This is a genomic window from Blastococcus sp. SYSU D00868 (assembly GCF_054050575.1).
Genome location: NZ_JBJGZO010000004.1, coordinates 122,071 through 140,263 on the forward strand (window position 1 = coordinate 122,071; position 18,193 = coordinate 140,263).

Annotated in this window: 16 protein-coding genes; 14 read left to right on the top strand and 2 right to left on the bottom strand. The window is 75.7% G+C overall.

Annotated features, from left to right (window positions below):
• The first annotated feature begins 1 nt into the window (after position 1).
• The 10 genes from ACI79F_RS05270 (at position 2) to ACI79F_RS05315 (ending at position 12,323) form a co-directional block, all read left to right on the top strand.
• Entirely contained in the window at positions 2 to 1,195 is a 1,194-nt protein-coding gene (locus ACI79F_RS05270) for an acyl-CoA dehydrogenase family protein (RefSeq protein WP_456543910.1), read from the top strand.
• Positions 1,196 to 1,318: 123 nt separating this feature from the next.
• A complete protein-coding gene (locus ACI79F_RS05275) occupies positions 1,319 to 3,247 on the top strand; it encodes a TIGR03960 family B12-binding radical SAM protein (protein ID WP_456543909.1) in 1,929 nt (642 codons plus the stop codon).
• Between the two features lie 2 nt (positions 3,248 to 3,249).
• Entirely contained in the window at positions 3,250 to 4,017 is a 768-nt protein-coding gene (locus ACI79F_RS05280; protein WP_456543908.1) for a TIGR03936 family radical SAM-associated protein, read from the top strand.
• Positions 4,018 to 4,282: 265 nt separating this feature from the next.
• Complete coding sequence (locus tag ACI79F_RS05285; RefSeq protein ID WP_456578884.1) at positions 4,283 to 7,546, top strand: Rne/Rng family ribonuclease; 3,264 nt, start codon at positions 4,283 to 4,285, stop codon at positions 7,544 to 7,546.
• A gap of 186 nt (positions 7,547 to 7,732) precedes the next feature.
• The gene (rplU, locus tag ACI79F_RS05290) at positions 7,733 to 8,044 is read left to right on the top strand and encodes a 50S ribosomal protein L21 (RefSeq protein ID WP_456543906.1); all 312 of its coding nucleotides are present in this window, start codon (positions 7,733 to 7,735) and stop codon (positions 8,042 to 8,044) included.
• Between the two features lie 7 nt (positions 8,045 to 8,051).
• Positions 8,052 to 8,309, top strand: coding sequence for a 50S ribosomal protein L27 (rpmA, locus tag ACI79F_RS05295; RefSeq protein WP_456543905.1), 258 nt, complete (start codon positions 8,052 to 8,054; stop codon positions 8,307 to 8,309).
• A 100-nt stretch (positions 8,310 to 8,409) separates the two neighbouring features.
• On the top strand, positions 8,410 to 9,888 hold the full coding sequence (gene obgE, locus ACI79F_RS05300) for a GTPase ObgE (RefSeq protein WP_456543904.1): 1,479 nt from the start codon (positions 8,410 to 8,412) through the stop codon (positions 9,886 to 9,888).
• The gene (gene proB / locus ACI79F_RS05305) at positions 9,885 to 11,021 is read left to right on the top strand and encodes a glutamate 5-kinase (RefSeq protein ID WP_456543903.1); all 1,137 of its coding nucleotides are present in this window, start codon (positions 9,885 to 9,887) and stop codon (positions 11,019 to 11,021) included. Before obgE ends, proB begins: the two co-directional genes overlap by 4 nt.
• Before the next feature lie 13 nt (positions 11,022 to 11,034).
• Positions 11,035 to 11,517, top strand: coding sequence for a peptide deformylase (gene def / locus ACI79F_RS05310; RefSeq protein ID WP_456543902.1), 483 nt, complete (start codon positions 11,035 to 11,037; stop codon positions 11,515 to 11,517).
• A 23-nt stretch (positions 11,518 to 11,540) separates the two neighbouring features.
• Positions 11,541 to 12,323 carry an isocitrate lyase/PEP mutase family protein gene (locus ACI79F_RS05315; RefSeq protein ID WP_456543901.1) on the top strand — a complete coding sequence of 261 codons (783 nt, stop codon included), beginning with the start codon at positions 11,541 to 11,543 and terminating at the stop codon, positions 12,321 to 12,323.
• Positions 12,324 to 12,329: 6 nt separating this feature from the next.
• On the opposite strand, the gene ACI79F_RS05320 is transcribed toward ACI79F_RS05315, so the two are convergent.
• Both ACI79F_RS05320 and ACI79F_RS05325 read right to left on the bottom strand, forming a co-directional pair.
• Positions 12,330 to 12,638: a hypothetical protein gene (locus tag ACI79F_RS05320; protein WP_456543900.1), complete on the bottom strand. Its 309-nt coding sequence runs from the start codon at positions 12,636 to 12,638 to the stop codon at positions 12,330 to 12,332.
• Positions 12,635 to 13,294 (bottom strand): maleylpyruvate isomerase family mycothiol-dependent enzyme, encoded by a 660-nt coding sequence (locus tag ACI79F_RS05325; protein WP_456543899.1) that lies wholly within the window; start codon positions 13,292 to 13,294, stop codon positions 12,635 to 12,637. Before ACI79F_RS05325 ends, ACI79F_RS05320 begins: the two co-directional genes overlap by 4 nt.
• A gap of 75 nt (positions 13,295 to 13,369) precedes the next feature.
• On the opposite strand from ACI79F_RS05325, the gene ACI79F_RS05330 reads away from it, so the two are divergent.
• Genes ACI79F_RS05330 through ACI79F_RS05345 form a run of 4 tightly spaced genes read left to right on the top strand, consistent with a single transcriptional unit; the run spans position 13,370 to position 17,465 of the window.
• Positions 13,370 to 13,804: a MarR family winged helix-turn-helix transcriptional regulator gene (locus ACI79F_RS05330; protein ID WP_456543898.1), complete on the top strand. Its 435-nt coding sequence runs from the start codon at positions 13,370 to 13,372 to the stop codon at positions 13,802 to 13,804.
• Positions 13,805 to 13,844: 40 nt separating this feature from the next.
• A complete protein-coding gene (locus tag ACI79F_RS05335) occupies positions 13,845 to 15,098 on the top strand; it encodes a glutamate-5-semialdehyde dehydrogenase (RefSeq protein ID WP_456543897.1) in 1,254 nt (417 codons plus the stop codon).
• Positions 15,099 to 15,126: 28 nt separating this feature from the next.
• Entirely contained in the window at positions 15,127 to 16,017 is an 891-nt protein-coding gene (locus ACI79F_RS05340; RefSeq protein ID WP_456543896.1) for an AAA family ATPase, read from the top strand.
• Positions 16,017 to 17,465 (top strand): vWA domain-containing protein, encoded by a 1,449-nt coding sequence (locus ACI79F_RS05345; RefSeq protein ID WP_456543895.1) that lies wholly within the window; start codon positions 16,017 to 16,019, stop codon positions 17,463 to 17,465. The genes ACI79F_RS05340 and ACI79F_RS05345 overlap by 1 nt, the downstream gene beginning before the upstream one ends.
• Positions 17,466 to 18,193: the final 728 nt, after the last annotated feature.

The following is an 18,193-nucleotide window of genomic DNA, read 5'->3' on the forward strand; positions in this document are numbered from 1 at the left end:
GGTGGACTTCGCGCCCCTCGAGCTGACGCCGGAGCAGCAGCGCTTCCAGGCGGAGGTCCGCGCCGTCCTCGACGCGATCGTCACCGAGGAGGTGCACGAGCGGGAGCGGCGCACCGGCGACGGCTTCGACGAGGACGTGCACCTGGCGCTGGGGGAGCGGGGCTGGCTGTTCCCCTCCTGGCCGGTCGAGCACGGCGGCGCCGGGCTCGGTCGGGTCGAGGAGCGGATCCTCTCCCTCGAGTTGGCCCGGCACCGGGTGCCGTTCGTGACGTCCGGGACCACGGCGGGCGTGTGGCCGTCGGTCGAGCAGCACGGCGACCCGGCGCTGGTCGCCGAGCTGCGGCCGGAGGTCGCCGCGGGGCGGGTGCGGTTCTGCCTGGGCTACAGCGACCCCGAGGGCGGCTCGGACATCGCCGGCACGACCCTGCGGGCGGTCCGGGACGGCGACGAGTGGGTGCTCAACGGCTCCAAGCTGTGGACCACCGGGGCGCACAACTGCCAGTACGCGTTCCTGATCACCCGCACCGACCCCGAGGCGCCCAAGCACAAGGGCCTGACGATGTTCCTCGTGCCGCTGCACTCCCCGGGCGTGGAGATCCAGGCGATCCGCACCTACGGCGGCGAGCGCACGAACGCCGTCTTCTACACCGACGTGCACGTCTCCGACCGCTACCGGCTGGGTCCGGTGGACGGCGGGTGGGCGGTGCTGCGCGGCCCGCTCGACGAGGAGCACGGCGCCGGCCGCGGCGACGGGCTGTCCGACGTCTCGATGGGCCGCGGGTACACGCGCGCCTTCGAGCGGGCCCTGGACGCCGCCGCCCGCTGGGCCCGGCAGGCCCGCCGGCCCGACGGCACCCCCGTGGCCGAGGACCCGGCGTTCCTCGACCGGTTCGGCCGGCTGCTCGTGCAGACGGAGGCGGCGATCGTCACCCCCGACCCGATGGGCCGGGTCAAGGCCTCGCTGTCGTTCATCGACGGCGTCGCCGAGCTCGTCGACCTGGTCGGGCCGGAGGCGCTGGTCGCGCACGGCGGCGAGGGGGCGATCGAGGACGGCGTCATCGAGGCCCAGCACCGGTTCGCGCAGGGGACGGCGACCTACGGCGGCACGACCGACGTCTTCAAGAACATCATCGCCCAGCACGTGCTCGGCCTGCCCCGGCTGCGGCTGCCCGGCGACAAGCAGCTCGTCCGCTGACCCCGTCCGCCCCCGTCCTCGGCGAGATCTGCACACTCGTCACCATCAGCTGCTGAGGCCGACGACTGTGCAGATCTCGCCGAGGGGAGGGGGCTTGGGTGCCCCGTCTACCCTGGACGGGTCATGACTGGGAAGACGCTGTACCCCCGCCTGGAGCCCCTGCTGGCCCAGGTCCAGAAGCCCATCCAGTACGTCGGCGGTGAGCTCAACGCCCAGGTCAAGCCCTGGGACGACGTCGCCGTCCACTGGGCGCTGATGTACCCCGACGCCTACGAGGTGGGGCTGCCCAACCAGGGCCTGATGATCCTGTACGAGGTGCTCAACGAGCGCCCCGACGCCCTGGCCGAGCGCACCTACGCCGTCTGGCCCGACCTCGCCGCCCTGATGCGCGAGCACGGCGTCGGCCAGTTCACCGTCGACAGCCACCGCGCGGTCGCCGACTTCGACCTGCTCGGCGTCAGCTTCGCCACCGAGTTGGGCTACACGAACCTGCTCGAGGCGCTCGACCTCGCCGGCGTCCCGCTGCACGCCCGCGACCGGGACGAGACCCACCCCGTCGTCGTCGCCGGCGGGCACGCCGCGTTCAACCCCGAGCCGATCGCCGACTTCGTCGACTGCGCCGTCCTCGGCGACGGCGAGCAGGTCGTCGGCGACATCACCGACGTCGTGAAGGCGTGGAAGGAGCAGGGCCGCCCCGGCGGCCGGGTCGAGCTGCTGGCCCGCCTCGCCCGCGTCGAGGGCGTCTACGTGCCCCGCTTCTACGCCGTCTCCTACGGCCCCGACGGCGCGATCGCGTCGGTCGCCCGCACCCGGGACGACGTCCCGGCGCGGGTCGGCAAGCGCACCGTCATGGACCTCGACGAGTGGCCCTACCCGAAGACCCCGCTGGTGCCGCTCGCCGAGAGCGTGCACGAGCGGATGAGCGTGGAGATCTTCCGCGGCTGCACCCGCGGCTGCCGCTTCTGCCAGGCCGGGATGATCACCCGCCCGGTGCGCGAGCGGACGATCACCGGCATCGGCTCGATGGTCGACCAGGGGCTGCGCGCCACCGGCTACCAGGAGGTCGGGCTGCTGTCGCTGTCCAGCGCCGACCACTCGGAGATCGGCCAGCTCGCCACCGAGCTCGCCGACCGCTACGAGGGCACCAACACCGGCCTGTCGCTGCCCAGCACCCGCGTCGACGCCTTCAACGTCACGCTGGCCAACGAGCTGTCCCGCAACGGCCGGCGCAGCGGCCTCACCTTCGCCCCCGAGGGCGGCAGCGAGCGGATCCGGCGGGTGATCAACAAGACGGTGTCCAAGGAGGACCTCGTCCGCACCGTCACCACCGCGTACGCCAACGGCTGGACGCAGGTGAAGCTCTACTTCATGTGCGGGCTCCCCACGGAGACCGACGAGGACGTGCTGGAGATCGCCGAGCTCGCCGCCGAGGTGATCCGGGCCGGCCGGGAGGCCAGCGGCCGCAAGGACATCCGCTGCACCGTCTCCATCGGCGGGTTCGTGCCCAAGCCGCACACGCCGTTCCAGTGGGCCGGCCAGGCCAGCGCCGAGACCATCGACCACCGGTTGAGGGTGCTCCGCCAGGCGATCAACGCCGACCGGCGGATCGGCCGGTCGATCGGCATGCGCTACCACGACGGCAAGCCCGGCGTGATCGAGGGGCTGCTCTCCCGCGGCGACCGCCGGGTCGGCCGGGTCATCGAGCGGGTGTGGCGCGACGGCGGGCGGTTCGACGGCTGGAGCGAGCACTTCTCCTACGACCGGTGGACGGCGGCCGCGGCGGCGGAGCTCGCCCCGTTCGGCGTCGACCTGGACTGGTTCACCACCCGCGAGCGCGGCGAGGCCGAGGTGCTGCCCTGGGACCACCTGGACTCCGGGCTGGACAAGGAGTGGCTCTGGGAGGACTGGCAGGAGGCGTTGGCCGAGCAGGAGGTCAGCGACTGCCGCTGGACCCCCTGCTACGACTGCGGCGTCTGCCCGACCAACGGCACCGAGATCCAGATCGGGCCGACCGGGCGCAGCCTGCTGCCGCTGACCGTCGTGGGTCGCTGAGGGTGGCCCGCCAGCCGGACGGGCCGCCCCCGCCGCCCACGGTGCAGAAGCTGCGGCTGCGCTACACCAAGCGCGGGCCGCTGCGCTTCGCCTCGCACCGCGACCTGGCCCGCGCCCTGGAGCGGGCGCTGCGCCGGGCCGCGGTGCCGATGGCGTTCTCCGCCGGCTTCAGCCCGCACCCCAAGATCAGCTACGTGGGCGCGGCGCCGACCGGCGCGGCCAGCGAGGCCGAGTACGTCGAGATCGGGCTGGCCGAGGCGCGCGATCCCGAGGAGGTGCGGGCGGCGCTGGACGCCGCGCTGCCCCCGGGGATCGACGTCGTGGAGTGCGTCGAGGCGGGGGCGGGGACCGGCTCGCTGGCCGACCGGATCGACGCGGCCGTGTGGCGGCTGGAGCTGCCCGGTGTCGAGCCGGCCGAGCTGGCGAGCGCCGTGGCGGCGTTCCTGGCCCGTGACGTCGTCGAGGTCGCGCGGCGCACCAAGAACGGCCTGCGCGACGTCGACGCACGCGCCGCCGTGGCCGCGGCGACGGCGGCCGGCGAGGCGGGCTGTGCCATACTGACCGTGGTCGTCCGGCAGGTGACGCCCGCCGTTCGACCAGACGACGTGGTGGCCGCCCTGGCTGCCGTCGCCGACCTGCGCCCGCCGTCGCCCCCCCGGGCCGTGCGTGAGGCGCAGGGCCGGCTCGACGACACCGGGAACGTGGCCGATCCGCTCGGGCCCGACCGGCTCGCGCGAACCCGCTGCCAGGGGGAGCGCGCGACCGTCTGAGTCGCGGAGCGCCCGCGCCGTCGCGCGACACGGCTGCCAGGCGTGACGCACCGAGAGCCAGCACGACCAGTACCCGCACCACCCGGTACCACCGCACCACCGGCTCCCCGTCGCGGCAACCGTCGCGCGGGAGCCGTCCACAGACTTCGCAGGACGGGCGATCCGCGTCAGACCCGTGGGGACGTCCGACCCGCCCAACCCGTGCCCCTGCGCGGCCGCCGTAGCGATCGGCGCCCGGGGGCACCACACAGGAGGCGAGCCCTCGGTGGCCGACCACGACGACGACACGACCGCGACGACGAACGAGGAGGCCGGCGCCGGGGACACCGCCGCCGGTGCGGGGGAGGCGCCGCACGGCGCCGACCCGGGCGTGCAGGCCCAGGCCGCCGAGCCGGTGGCCGGGCTCGCCGGCGACGAGGACGACGCCGTCGCGGCGGTCGCCCCCGGCGCCGCCGAGCTGCCGGCCGAGGAGCCCGACGCCGGGGAGCCCGAGCCCGAGGAGCCCGCCGCCGAGGAACCCGAGGCCCCGGGCGCCGAGCCCGAGCCCGCGCCGGAGGACCCGGCCGCCGAGGCGGAGCCCGAGGAGCCGTTCTCCCGGTTCGGCGCCCAGTTCAGCTCGCCGGAGCCCACCGCGGTGATCGCGCGGCCGCGCCGGCGGGCCACCCGCCCGGCGGCGCCGGCCGACCCCGGCGACTACGCGCCGGCCCCGGCCGCTCCGGCCGCCCCGCCGGCCGTGCCCGCGTTCATCAGCTTCGTGGCCCCGGCCGAGGCCGAGGCCCCGGCCCCGCGGCGGCGCAGCCGCCGCCCGCTGGCCGAGTCGCCGGAGGAGCCCGAGGACACCGGCGCCCCGGCTCCCGACGAGGACGACGAGACCCCCGCGCCCCGCTCCCGCCGGAGCCGCTCGCGGCGGCGCGGCGGCGGGGACGGCGCCGCCGAGGCCGCGGCCGACGCGGCGGTCGACACCGAGGACACCGACGGCGCCGAGGACGGCGACGAGCCCGACACCGACGACCGCGAGGACCGCGACGAGACCGGCGGCAGCCGCCGGCGCCGCCGCGGCCGCCGCGGCCGCGGCCGGGGCCGCAGCGGCGAGGACGCCGACGAGGCCGACGACTCCGTCGAGGACGGCGAGGCCGACGAGCCGCGCCGCGAGGAGCCCCGCGACGGCGCCGCCGACGAGGCCGACGACGAGGACACCGACGAGTCCGACGACGCCGAGGACGGCGACGAGGGCGAGGGCGACGAAGGCGGCGACGAGGGCGAGACCGGGTCGAGCACCCGTCGCCGTCGCCGGCGGCGCCGCCGGGGCGGCGGGGAGTCCGGCGCCGAGGCGAGCACGGACGCCGACCGCCCGGAGCGGGCCGGCCGGGACGGGCGCACCACCAGCGACGACGACGTCAAGGGCGTCACCGGCTCCACCCGGCTGGAGGCCAAGCGGCAGCGCCGCCGAGACGGGCGCGACAGCGGCCGCCGGCGGGTGCCGATCCTCACCGAGGCCGAGTTCCTCGCCCGCCGCGAGGCCGTCGACCGCGCGATGGTCATCCGCCAGCGCGGCGAGCGGACCCAGATCGCCGTCCTCGAGGACGACGTCCTCGTCGAGCACTACGTCACCCAGGCCTCGGCCACCTCGTTCGCGGGCAACGTCTACCTCGGCCGGGTGCAGAACGTGCTGCCCAGCATGGAGGCGGCGTTCGTCGACATCGGCAAGGGCCGCAACGCCGTCCTCTACGCCGGCGAGGTCAACTGGGACGCCGCCGGCCTGTCCGGCAAGCAGCGCTCCATCGAGCAGGCCCTGAAGTCCGGTGACAAGGTGCTGGTGCAGGTCACCAAGGACCCGATCGGGCACAAGGGCGCGCGCCTGACCCAGCAGATCAACCTGCCCGGGCGCTTCCTGGTCTACGTGCCCGGCGGCTCGATGACCGGGATCAGCCGCAAGCTGCCCGACACCGAGCGGCAGCGGCTCAAGGACATCCTCAAGAAGATCGTCCCCGACGACGCCGGCGTGATCATCCGGACCGCCGCGGAGGGCGCCTCGGAGGAGGAGCTCACCCGCGACGTCGCCCGCCTGCAGGCGCAGTGGGACGTCATCCAGAAGAAGGCCGAGACCTCCTCGAACGCGCCCACGCTGCTGTACGGGGAGCCCGACCTGGCCATCCGGGTCATCCGCGACGTCTTCAACGAGGACTTCACCTCGCTGGTCGTCCAGGGCGACGACGCCTGGGACACCGTCGAGGCCTACGTCGCGCACGTCTCCCCGGAGCTGGTCGGCCGGCTGTCCCGCTACACCGGCGAGGGCGACGTCTTCCGGGACAAGCGCATCGACGAGCAGCTGACCAAGGCGCTGGACCGCAAGGTGTGGCTGCCCTCGGGCGGCTCGCTGGTCATCGACCGCACCGAGGCGATGACCGTCGTCGACGTCAACACCGGCAAGTTCACCGGCTCGGGCGGCAACCTCGAGCAGACGGTGACGCGCAACAACATGGAGGCGGCCGAGGAGATCGTCCGCCAGCTCCGGCTGCGCGACATCGGCGGGATCATCGTCATCGACTTCATCGACATGGTCCTGGAGAGCAACCGCGACCTGGTGCTGCGCCGGCTCACCGAGTGCCTGGGCCGCGACCGGACCAAGCACCAGGTCGCCGAGGTGACCTCGCTGGGTCTCGTGCAGATGACCCGCAAGCGCGTCGGGCAGGGCCTGCTCGAGGTCTTCTCCGAGCCGTGCGAGCACTGCCGGGGCCGCGGCGTCCTCGTGCACACCGACCCGGTCGACGAGAAGCGCCGCAGCGGCAACGGCGGCGGGAACGGCTCCGGCAGCGGCTCCGGGGGCGGCCGGCGCGAGCAGAACCGGGGCCAGGACCGCTCGGAGGCCCGGCCGGACACCCGCGCCGAGCGCCGGGAGTCCGCCGAGGCGACCGCGGAGACCCTCGCGGAGCCGGCGGGGGAGCCCGCCGCCGAGGGCGGCGAGGCCCGCTCGGGCGGCCGCCGCAACCGCGGCCGGCGCAACCGGGGGCAGGCCGGCGAGGAGCGCGCCGCCGAGGACGCCGCGGTGCTCGCCGGTGCCGGTCCGGAGGACGCCGAGGCGCCCGCCGCCGGCGAGGCCGCCGGAGAGGTCCCCGCCGAGGTCCCCACCGAGGCGCCGACCGAGGCGCCCGCCGAGGAGCCGACGGAGCCCGCCGTCGCCGCCCCCGTCACCGAGGCGGCCGCGGACGACGACACCGTGCAGGTGCCCACCGCGATCGGGGCACCGGTCGTGGCCGTGTCCCCGGACGGTCAGGACGCCGCCGCCCAGGCGCCCGACGGTCCGCCGCCGGCCGCTCCGGCGGGGGACGGCCCGGCCGCGCCGGCGGGGGACGGCCCGGCCGCGACGCCGGAGGACGGCCCGGCCGCGACGCCGGAGGACGAGCCCGACGAGGACGACGTCCCGCCCGGCGCCGGCCCCGACGAGCCCGTCGCGCCCGCGGTGATCGCCGGTGGCCGCCCGCGCCGCCGCCGGGCCGCCAGCCGACCGGCCGGACCCCCGGCCTCCTAGCCGGTCCGAGTCGCCGGGGCGCGTTCGACCCCGTCCCGGCGGCTCGGGTACGCTGGTCGGGTTGCAACGCCATGGGTGGCGCGCCGATCCGGTGCCGCCCACGAGGCGCGCAGCCCGTCCCGCACCCCGCGTCCCCCGCGGAGGTGCGCCCAGGACAGACACGAGCACGCGATCGAGGAGTCAGTGGTGTACGCAGTCGTCAAGGCCGGTGGCCGGCAGCACAAGGTGGCCGTGGGCGACCGGTTCACGGTCAACCGCCTGGCCGGTGAGGCGGGCGACCAGGTCACGCTGCCCGCGGTCCTGCTCGTCGACGGCGACACCGTCACCACCGACGCGGCCGCGCTGGCCGGCGTCACGGTGACCGGCGAGATCGTCGGCCACGGCAAGGGCCCGAAGATCCGCATCCACAAGTTCAAGAACAAGACCGGCTACCACAAGCGCCAGGGGCACCGTCAGCCGCTGACCGACGTGGTCGTCCGCGACATCACGAAGGGCTGACGACGACATGGCACACAAGAAGGGCGCCTCGTCCTCCCGCAACGGCCGCGACTCGAACGCCCAGCGCCTCGGCGTGAAGCGCTTCGGTGGCCAGGTCGTCAAGGCCGGCGAGATCATCGTCCGCCAGCGCGGCACCCACTTCCACCCGGGCCTGGGCGTCGGCCGCGGCGGCGACGACACGCTGTTCGCCCTCGAGCCGGGCGCCGTGACCTTCGGCACGCGGCGCGGGCGCAAGACCGTGTCGATCACGGCCACCGAAGCCTGATCAGCGGCCTGAGTCGACAGTTCTCCGCTCACGAGCGCACGGGCCGGTCGGCCCGTGCGCTCGTGGCGCTTGACAGGCAGATAGGGGAGGCGGCGCGGACATGGCCGCTTTCGTCGACCGCGTGGTCGTCCACGTCGCCGCCGGCAACGGCGGGCACGGCGTGGCGTCGATCCACCGGGAGAAGTTCAAGCCGCTGGGCGGCCCGGACGGCGGCAACGGCGGCAACGGGGGCGACGTCGTCCTCGAGGTCGACCCCAACGTGCACACGCTGCTGGACTTCCACCACCGGCCGCACCAGAAGGCCGGCAACGGCCGCCCGGGCGAGGGCAGCAACCGGCACGGCGCCCGCGGCGAGGACCGCGTGCTGCGCGTCCCGGCCGGCAGCGTCGTCAGCACCCCCGACGGCCGGGTGATCGCCGACCTGGTCGGCGCCGGCACCCGCGTCGTCCTGGCGCAGGGCGGCAAGGGCGGGCTCGGCAACGCCGCGCTGGCCAATGCCCGCCGCAAGGCGCCCGGCTTCGCGCTGCTCGGCGAGCCGGGCGAGGCCTTCGACGCCGTCATCGAGCTCAAGAGCATCGCCGACGTCGGCCTGGTCGGGTTCCCCTCCGCCGGCAAGTCCTCGTTGATCGCGGCCATGTCCGCGGCGCGGCCGAAGATCGCCGACTACCCGTTCACCACGCTGGTGCCGAACCTGGGCGTCGTCCGCGCCGGCGACGTCGCGTTCACCATGGCCGACGTCCCCGGGCTCATCCCCGGCGCCTCGGCCGGCAAGGGCCTGGGCCTGGAGTTCCTCCGGCACATCGAGCGCTGCGCCGTGCTGGTCCACGTCGTCGACATGGCCACGCTGGAGCCCGGCCGGGACCCCGAGAGCGACATCGAGGCGCTCGAGCACGAGCTCGCGGAGTACAGCGGCGAGGAGCTCGACCTGGTGGGCCGGCTGCGGATCGCCGTCCTGAACAAGATCGACGTCCCGGACGCCCGGGAGCTGGTCGACCTCGTCCGGGCGACCCTGGAGGAGCGCGGGCTGCAGGTCTTCCCGGTCAGCGCCGCCACCGGCGAGGGGCTGCCCGAGCTCGGCTACGCCCTGGCCGCCGCCGTCGAGCAGCACCGCGCCTCCCTGCCCGCCCCCGAGCCGGTGCGGGTGACGATCGCACCGCGGGCCGTGGACGACTCCGGCTTCACCGTCGAGCGCGACGACGAGGACGGGTTCGTGGTGCGCGGCGTCAAGCCCGAGCGCTGGGTGCGCCAGACCGACTTCACCAACGACGAGGCCGTCGGCTTCCTGGCCGACCGGCTCAACCGGCTGGGCGTGGAGGACGCGCTCGCCGAGGCCGGCGCGGTCGAGGGCGACGCGGTCACCATCGGCGACGTCACCTTCGACTTCGTGCCGACCCTGCCCGCCGGCACGCTGACCGTCGAGGAGACCGCCGGCCTCGGTGGCCGGGGCACCGACGCGCGCATCGACGCGCCGCACCGCGTCCGCGCCGCCGAGCGGCTGGCCGCGAAGAAGGCCCGCCGGGTGCCGTACGAGCTCACCGAGACGTGGTCGGACGACGACCTGCCCGAGGACGACGCATGACGGCGCGCGCGCAGATCGCCGGCGCCCGCCGGGTCGTGGTCAAGGTCGGCTCCTCCTCGCTGACCACGCTGCCCGGCGGGCTGGACGCGGCCAAGCTCTCCGCGCTGGTCGACGTGCTGGGCGCCGTCCGGGCCGCCGGCCGCGAGGTCGTGCTCGTCTCCTCCGGCGCGATCGCCGCCGGGCTGGCGCCGCTGGGCGTGGAGGGCCGGCCCCGCGACCTGGCCACCGCGCAGGCGGCGGCCAGCGTCGGGCAGCTGCGGCTGGTGCAGACCTACGCCGACGCCTTCGGCCGGCACGGCGTGACCGTGGGCCAGGTGCTGCTGACCGCCGACGACCTGACCCGGCGCAGCCACTACCGCAACGCCCACCGCACCGTCGACCGGCTGCTCACCCTCGGCGTGCTGCCGATCGTCAACGAGAACGACACGGTGGCCACCGAGGAGATCCGCTTCGGCGACAACGACCGGCTGGCCGCGCTGGTCGCCCACGTCGCCCAGGCCGACGCGCTGCTGCTGCTCTCCGACGTCGACGGCGTCTACGACGGCGACCCGCGCACCGGCCCCGCGCAGCTCATCGACACGGTCACCGACCCCGCCGACCTGGCCGCGGTGACCCTCGGCTCCGCGTCGCGCAACGGCGTGGGCACCGGCGGCATGGCGACCAAGGTGGAGGCCGCGCTGATCGCCGCGCGCGCCGGCGTCCCGGTCGTCGTCACCTCCACCCTGCAGGCCGCGGCCGCGCTGGCCGGGGAGCGGGTGGGCACGCTGTTCCTGCCGTCGGGCCGCCGGCCGTCGGCCCGCCAGTTCTGGCTGCGCTACGCCAGCCGGCCCCGCGGCCGGCTGGTCCTCGACGAGGGCGCGGTGCGGGCGGTCCGCGAGCGGCACGCGTCCCTGCTGGCCGCCGGCATCACGGGACTGACCGGGGACTTCCTCGCCGACGACCCGGTCGAGCTGGTCGGACCGGACGGCGCCGTCGTCGCGCGGGGCCTGGTCGCCTACGACGCCCGGGAGCTGCCGGCGCTGTTCGGCCGCAAGACCAGCGAGCTCGACCCCGAGTACCGGCGCGAGGTCGTGCACCGCGACGAGATGGTGCTGGTCGGGCCCCGGGCCCCGAGGCCGGTCGCGCCGGCCTGAGAGACTGCACCGCGTGACGATCCGCCCGATCCGCGAACTCGGTGACCCGGTGCTGCGCACCCCGTCCGACGAGGTGCGCGCCTTCGACCGCGAGCTCGCCGCCCTCGTCCGCGACCTCGAGGAGACCGTGGACCACCCCGGCCGCGCCGGGCTGGCCGCGCCGCAGATCGGCGTGAGCGCCCGGGTGTTCAGCTACAACATCGACGGCGTGATCGGCCACGTGGTGAACCCGCGGCTGGTCGAGGTGTCGGAGGAGACCCAGGACGGCGACGAGGGCTGCCTGTCGGTCCCCGGCATCTGGGCGCCGACGGTGCGGGCGATGCACGCCGTCGTCGAGGGCTTCGACGTGCACGGCGAGCCGGTGCGGGTGCCCGGCAGCGGCCTGATGGCGCGCTGCCTGCAGCACGAGGTCGACCACCTGGACGGCAAGGTCTTCCTCGACCGGCTGACCGGCGACGCCCGCAAGGCCGCCCTCCGCGCGCTCAACGCCCGGTAGCGCCGCTCGCTAGCGTGGCCCGGGTGACCGATCTCGCCACCCGCGCCCGCACGCTGCTCGAGCTGCACACCGCGCCGGAGATCCTCGTCCTGGCCAACGTGTGGGACGTCGTCTCCGCCCGGGTGGTCGCCGCCACCGCGGGCGTGCGCGCCCTGGCCACCGCCAGCCACAGCATCGCCGCCACCTTCGGCTACGAGGACGGCGAGAACATCCCGCTGGCCCTGCACCTGGACATGCTCGAGCTGATCACCTCGGCGGTCGACCTGCCGGTCAGCATGGACATGGAGGCCGGCTACGGCGACCCGGGGGAGACGGCCCGCCGCGCGATCGCCGCGGGCGCGGTCGGGGGCAACCTCGAGGACCAGATGCGGCCGCTCGACGAGGCCGTGGCCGCCGTCGAGGCGGTGCTGCGCGCCGGCCGCGACGCCGGGATCGACTTCGTGCTCAACGCCCGCACCGACGCGTTCCTGCGCGCCCCGCGGGACGCCGACCGCGGCGCGCTGGTCGCCGAGGCCGTCCGCCGCGGCCGGGCCTACCTGGAGGCCGGCGCCCCGGTGGTGTTCGTGCCGGGGCTGGTCGCCCACGAGGAGATCGCCGCGGTCGTGGAGGGCCTGGGCCGGGGGCGGCTGTCGCTGATCAGCGTGCCCGGCGCCTCGCTGCCCGCCGCCGAGATGCAGGAGCTGGGGGTCGCCCGGGTCTCCACCGGACCGTTCACCCAGCGTGTGGCCCTGACCGCGCTGCAGGACGCCACCGCCGCGATCGTCGCCGGCGGCGTCCTCCCGCCCGGCACGCGGAACCTGAACTGAGCCCCGTCAGACGGTGACCCCGGCGGCCGGGAGGACCAGCCCGCGGACCTCGAACGGGGTGACGACGACCTCCGGCGGCTGGGCTCCGGCCAGGACCTCGGCCACCACCGGCCCGACGATCTCGCGGCCGGCGCGCTCGTAGTCCTCCTGCGACCGCCACACCTCGATCACCTGCATGCCGTCGGCGGTCTGCCGGGCCAGGTGCATCAGCAGGCCGTCCAGGGAGTCCCCGAACCGCTCGAGCATCCTGCGGTGCACGTCGTCGTAGACCTCCGCCGGCAGTCCGGGGGCGTCCGTGGTCACTGCGTACGTCATGTCGTCCTCCTCGTCCCGTCGCGGCGGCCGGCGACCGCCTCGAGCTCGCGGGCCCCGTCGCCCTCGAGCTGCTCCAGGGCCGCCGCCGTCCGCCCGGTCACGAGGAGCAGGACGGCGGCGGCGGGGCCGTGCACCGGGGCGCCGGCCCCGAGCGCGAGGTCGGCGTCGTCCGCGGTCAGCCGGTAGCCCGCCAGCCTCCGGCGGGCGCGGAAGGGGAAGCTGAGCCGCCAGACGGTCTCGGCCGCGACGGCGGCCGCCGCCGGCGGCATCGGACGGCTGCGCCCCAGCGGGATCGCCATGTCCTGCCCGTGGACGAGGACGTCGATCAGCGGCTGCGCGGGGGTGAGGAACGGCGCCATCTTCCGCGAGCCCGCCATGGCGCGCAGCCGCCGCGCGCACTCCTCGCGCGGCAGGCCGGCCGCGCGGAGCGCGGAGTCCCGGATCATCCGGTCGAAGCTGCCCCGGGCGCGGACGGCGGCCACCGTGGCGTCCCACATCCCCATGTGGGCCTGGGTCAGGTGCACCGCGACGTCGCCCACCCGCCAGGCGTCGCACAGCGACGGGGTCTGCCACTCGGCCGGCGCGAGGTCCTCGACGAGGTCGGCCAGGCTCGTGCGCTCGGCGTCGATGGTGCGCCAGACGGTGTCGACGTCCATGACCGCTCCTCGGACGAATTGGTAAGATGTTCTGACAGTCTCGTCAGAGAAGCTGACCATCGTCAAGGGGTGTGCGTGACCGCCGAGCTCAACCTGGGGCTGCTCTGCTTCTTCCCCCACCGGGCCATGGAGGCGCGGGTCCTGGAGGCCCTCGCGGCGGCCGGCTTCGACGACATCACCCTGGCGCAGGGCCGGGTCGCGGCCCGGATCGGCGAGCACGGCACCCGCCTCACCGACCTGGCCGAGCAGGCGCAGGTCACCAAGCAGACGGCGGGCTTCCTCGTCGACCAGCTGGAGAAGGCCGGGTACGTGCGCCGGGTGCCCGACCCGACCGACGGGCGGGCCCGGCTGATCTGCTTCGCCGAGCGTGGCCGGGCCGCCGTCGCCGTGGCGCGTCGGGTGGAGGCCGAGGTCGAGGCGGAGTGGACCGCCCACCTCGGCGAGGGCGTCGCCAAGGACCTGCGGGAGGCGCTCACCCGGTTGCGCGAGGTCACCGATCCGTGGCGCTGAGCCGCCGGGCGGCGGTCGGCTGCGCGCTACCCTCGCGGGCGTGTCCGACGTCGCCTCCCTGCCGCTGATCGGGGCCGCCGCGCTGCGCGCCCGCGCCGCCTCCCGGGTGCTGCGCACGCTGCCGACCGACGTCAAGGACGCGGCGCTGACCGCGATGGCCGACGCGCTGGTCGAGCGGACCGACGAGGTCCTGGCCGCCAACGCGGCCGACGTGGAGGCCGCGGCCGCCGAGGGGACACCGGACTCCACGCTGGACCGGCTGCGGCTGGACGCCGGGCGGGTCGCCGGGGTGGCCGCCGCCCTGCGCGAGCTGGTGGCGCTGCCCGACCCCGTCGGCGACGTCGTCCGCGGGTCGCGGCTGCCCAACGGCCTGCAGCTGCGCCAGGTGCGGGTGCCGTTCGGCGTGGTCGGCATCGTGTACGAGGCCCGCCCGAACGTGACCGTGGACGCCGCCGGGCTGTGCCTGAAGAGCGGGAACGCGGTGCTGCTGCGCGGGTCGGCGTCGGCGTTCCGGACCAACACCGCGCTGGTCGCCGTCCTCACCGAGGCGGCGGAGAAGGCCGGCCTGCCGGCCGGCTCGATCGAGCTGCTGCCGGCCGACCGGGCGTCGGTGGGGGAGCTGCTGTCCGCCCGCGGCTTCGTCGACGTGGTCATCCCGCGCGGCGGCGCGTCGCTGATCCAGCGGGTGGTGCTCGAGGCAAAGGTGCCGGTGATCGAGACCGGCGTCGGCAACTGCCACGTGTACGTGGACGCCTCCGCCGACCCGGCGATGGCCGAGGCGATCGTGCTGAACTCCAAGACCCACCGGGTCAGCGTCTGCAACTCCGCGGAGACGCTGCTGGTGCACCGGGACTTCCCGGCGCTGCCGCGGCTGCTGTCCGCGCTCGGGCAGGCCGGGGTGACGATGCACGGGGACGACGCGGTGCAGGCGTCGTTCGGCACCGTCGTCCCCGCCACCGACGAGGACTGGGCCGCCGAGTACCTGTCGATGGACATGGCCGTCCGCGTGGTCGACGACCTGCCCGCCGCGCTGGAGCACATCGCGCGGTGGGGGAGCGGGCACACCGAGGCGATCGTCGCCGACTCCGCCCGCGCGATCGCGGACTTCACCGCCGGGGTCGACGCGGCCGCGGTGATGGTGAACGCCTCGACCCGGTTCACCGACGGCGGCGAGTTCGGCTTCGGCGCCGAGATCGGCATCTCCACGCAGAAGCTGCACGCCCGCGGGCCCCTCGGCCTGCCGGAGCTCACCTCGACCACCTACGTCGTCACCGGCGACGGTCACACCCGCTGACCGCCCGGCCCGTCCCGTCAGGAGCCCCATGCCCCGCCCGCCGACGCAGCTGCCGCAGTTCTCCTCGGTCTCCGACGTCGCCAAGCGGCTGTCGGCGGCGGGCTACCTGCCGGACAAGCAGATCGCCACGACCGTCTTCCTCGCCGACCGGCTGGGCAAGCCGCTGCTGGTGGAGGGGCCGGCCGGCACCGGCAAGACCGAGCTGGCCAAGGCGCTGGCGGCCGCGACCGACGCGGAGCTGATCCGGCTGCAGTGCTACGAGGGGCTCGACGAGGCCCGGGCGCTGTACGAGTGGAACTACAAGAAGCAGCTGCTGCGGATCCAGGCGTCGCAGGCCTCCCCCGACGGCGCGGACTGGGAGTCCGTCCACGACGACATCTTCGGCGAGGAGTTCCTCCTGTCGCGGCCGCTGCTGACCGCGATCCGGCGGACCGAGCCGACCGTGCTGCTGGTGGACGAGACCGACAAGGCCGACGTCGAGGTCGAGGGCCTGCTGCTGGAGGTGCTCAGCGACTTCCAGGTGACGATCCCGGAGCTCGGCACCGTGGTGGCCACCCGGCGGCCGACCGTGGTGCTCACCTCCAACGCGACCCGCGAGCTGTCCGAGGCGCTCAAGCGCCGTTGCCTCTACCTGGCGCTGGACTACCCGAGCGCGGAGCGGGAGCGGGAGATCGTGCTCTCCCGCGTGCCCGACCTGGCGCCCGGGCTGGCCGAGCAACTGGTGCGCACCATCCGCGCGCTGCGGGCGCTGGAGCTGAAGAAGTCGCCGTCGATCTCCGAGACGCTCGACTGGGCGCAGACGCTGCTGGAGCTGGGGCTGGACACCCTCGACGAGGCGGCGATCGGCGAGACGCTCGGCGTGGTGCTCAAGCACGCCAGCGACCAGGAGCGGGCCGCGGCCGAGCTGCGGCTGAACTGATGGCCGCGCCTCCGCCGGCGCCGGCCGCCCCGTCGCCGGCCGCCCCCGGGGGGCTGGCCGGGCACCTCGACGGGTTCGTCCGCGCGGTGCGCGACGCCGGCATCCCGGTCGGCATCAGCCAGGCCGTGGACGCCGCCGAGATCCTCACCGTGGTCGACCTGCTCGACCGGGAGCAGCTGCGGCACGGGCTGGCCGCGGTGCTGCTGCAGCGCGGCAACCAGCGGCAGATCTACGACACGCTGTTCGACCTGTGGTGGCCGCTGGGGGACCGGCCGGTCGTGGTGGCCGAGGAGGGCGGCGACGACGCCGACGGCGAGGCGGTCGTGCTGGACGCGCCGGACGGCGAGGGCGACCTCGACCCGGCCGCGCGGTTGCGCGAGGAGCTGGCCCGGCTGCTCGCCGAGGGCGACGAGGCCGAGCTCGCCCGCTTCGCGCGCCGGGCCGTGGCCCTGCTGGGCCAGACGACGCCCTCGCCGTCGGGGCAGTCCTGGTTCAGCTACCGGGTGATGCGGGCCCTGTCGCCGGACTCGCTGACCACCTCGCTGCTCGAGGGGCTGCTGCGCGGCGAGGAGCACGGCGGGATGGCCGAGCAGATCGCCCGCGGCGAGGTGAAGCGGCGGCTGGCGGCGTTCAAGGAGGCGGTGGACACCGAGGTCCGGCGCCGGCAGGCCGAGGAGCGGGGCCGGGAGCGGATCGCCAGGAGCGCGGTGAAGCCGCTGGCCGACCAGATCGACTTCCTCCGCGCGCAGCAGGGCGACCTCGCCGAGCTGCGGCGGATGGTCGCGCCGCTGGCCCGGCGGCTGGCGGTGCGGCTGTCGGCCCGCCGGCGGATGGGCCGCGAGGGGCGGCTGGACTTCCGCAAGACGGTGCGCGCGTCGCTGGGCACCGGCGGGGTGCCCGTGGTGACCCACCACCGGCCGCGGAAGGTCCACAAGCCCGAGCTCGTCGTGCTGTGCGACATCAGCGGCTCGGTGGCCGGGTTCAGCCACTTCACGCTGATGCTGACCCAGGCGCTGCGCGAGCACTTCTCCGGCGTGCGGGCGTTCGCGTTCGTCGACTCCACCGACGAGGTCACCCGGTTCTTCTCCCCGGGCGCCGATGTCGCGGACGCGATCCGCCGCATCGGCCGCGAGGCCGACGTCGTGGCCTTCGAGGGGCACAGCGACTACGGCAACGCCCTCGAGGTGTTCGCCGACCGCTGGCCGACCGTCGTGGGGCCCAAGACCTCGCTGATCCTGCTCGGCGACGGCCGGACCAACTACCGGCCGCCGGGCCTGCCGGTGCTGGCCGACCTGGTGCAGCGGGCGCGGTCGGCGCACTGGCTCAACCCCGAGCCGCGGCGGCTGTGGGGCAGCGGGGACTCGGCGGCGCTGAAGTACGCCGAGGTCGTCGACATGGTCGAGTGCCGCAACGCCGCCCAGCTGGCGGACTTCGTCACGACGCTCTGACCCCCGCCGCCGGTACGCCGCGGCCGGGGTGCGGGACGGTTGCGTGCCGTGTCGACGTGGCGATCTGGCGACGTGGCGACCTGGCGACCTGGCGACCTGGCGATGCGCCGACCGGTCGCCGTGTCGACATCCCGACTCCTCCCCGGCCGTCGCGCCCCCGCTCCGCCGCGGCGGACGGCGGGGCCCGACACCCGCACCCGGCCGCTCGTGCCGGGTGCCGCACGACACGCCGACGGGCCGTAACCGCAGCCGCCGGGCGCCGTTGGAGCAGCACGGGTGCCGGGGACGTCCCGGCTCCGGTCCACCGCCGGCGACGGCGGCCGGACCGGCCGTGACCGGCTGCACGGGGGAGCCGGTCGCGCGGTGACCCGACCCCGCCGGGGACGGTCCCCGGCACCTCCGTCCGGGGCCGGCCGGGTCCGGCCGGCCCCGGGACGGCACCGTGTCCTCTCCGGACGGCACCGTGTCCTCCCCGGACGCCGCCCGCGTCCGCCCCGCCTCCGGGCCGCCTCCCCTCCCGGCCGCCGCGCGGGACCCGCTGGACGCCACGGCCGGACCGCCGGGGGACGCCTCCGATTCCGGCGGCCGGCCCGCCGAGCGGCGCCGCCGGTGTCGTTCCTCGGCACCGCGCTCCGCCCTCTCCGTCCAGCTCCTCGCGCCGGTTCCCCTGCCTCGACGCCGCCGGCTGGCGGCGCCCGGTTAGGCTCGATCGGGTGGCGGGTGGTCGG

What these genes read in the sequence shown, in the direction of transcription:
- ACI79F_RS05275 (WP_456543909.1), top strand. Translation starts at nt 1,319, where the DNA reads ATGACTGGGAAGACGCTGTACCCCCGCCTGGAGCCCCTGCTGGCCCAG.
- rpmA (WP_456543905.1), top strand. Translation starts at nt 8,052, where the DNA reads ATGGCACACAAGAAGGGCGCCTCGTCCTCCCGCAACGGCCGCGACTCG.
- obgE (WP_456543904.1), top strand. Translation starts at nt 8,410, where the DNA reads ATGGCCGCTTTCGTCGACCGCGTGGTCGTCCACGTCGCCGCCGGCAAC.
- proB (WP_456543903.1), top strand. Translation starts at nt 9,885, where the DNA reads ATGACGGCGCGCGCGCAGATCGCCGGCGCCCGCCGGGTCGTGGTCAAG.
- ACI79F_RS05320 (WP_456543900.1), bottom strand. Translation starts at nt 12,638, where the DNA reads ATGACGTACGCAGTGACCACGGACGCCCCCGGACTGCCGGCGGAGGTC.
- ACI79F_RS05325 (WP_456543899.1), bottom strand. Translation starts at nt 13,294, where the DNA reads ATGGACGTCGACACCGTCTGGCGCACCATCGACGCCGAGCGCACGAGC.
- ACI79F_RS05340 (WP_456543896.1), top strand. Translation starts at nt 15,127, where the DNA reads ATGCCCCGCCCGCCGACGCAGCTGCCGCAGTTCTCCTCGGTCTCCGAC.
- ACI79F_RS05345 (WP_456543895.1), top strand. Translation starts at nt 16,017, where the DNA reads ATGGCCGCGCCTCCGCCGGCGCCGGCCGCCCCGTCGCCGGCCGCCCCC.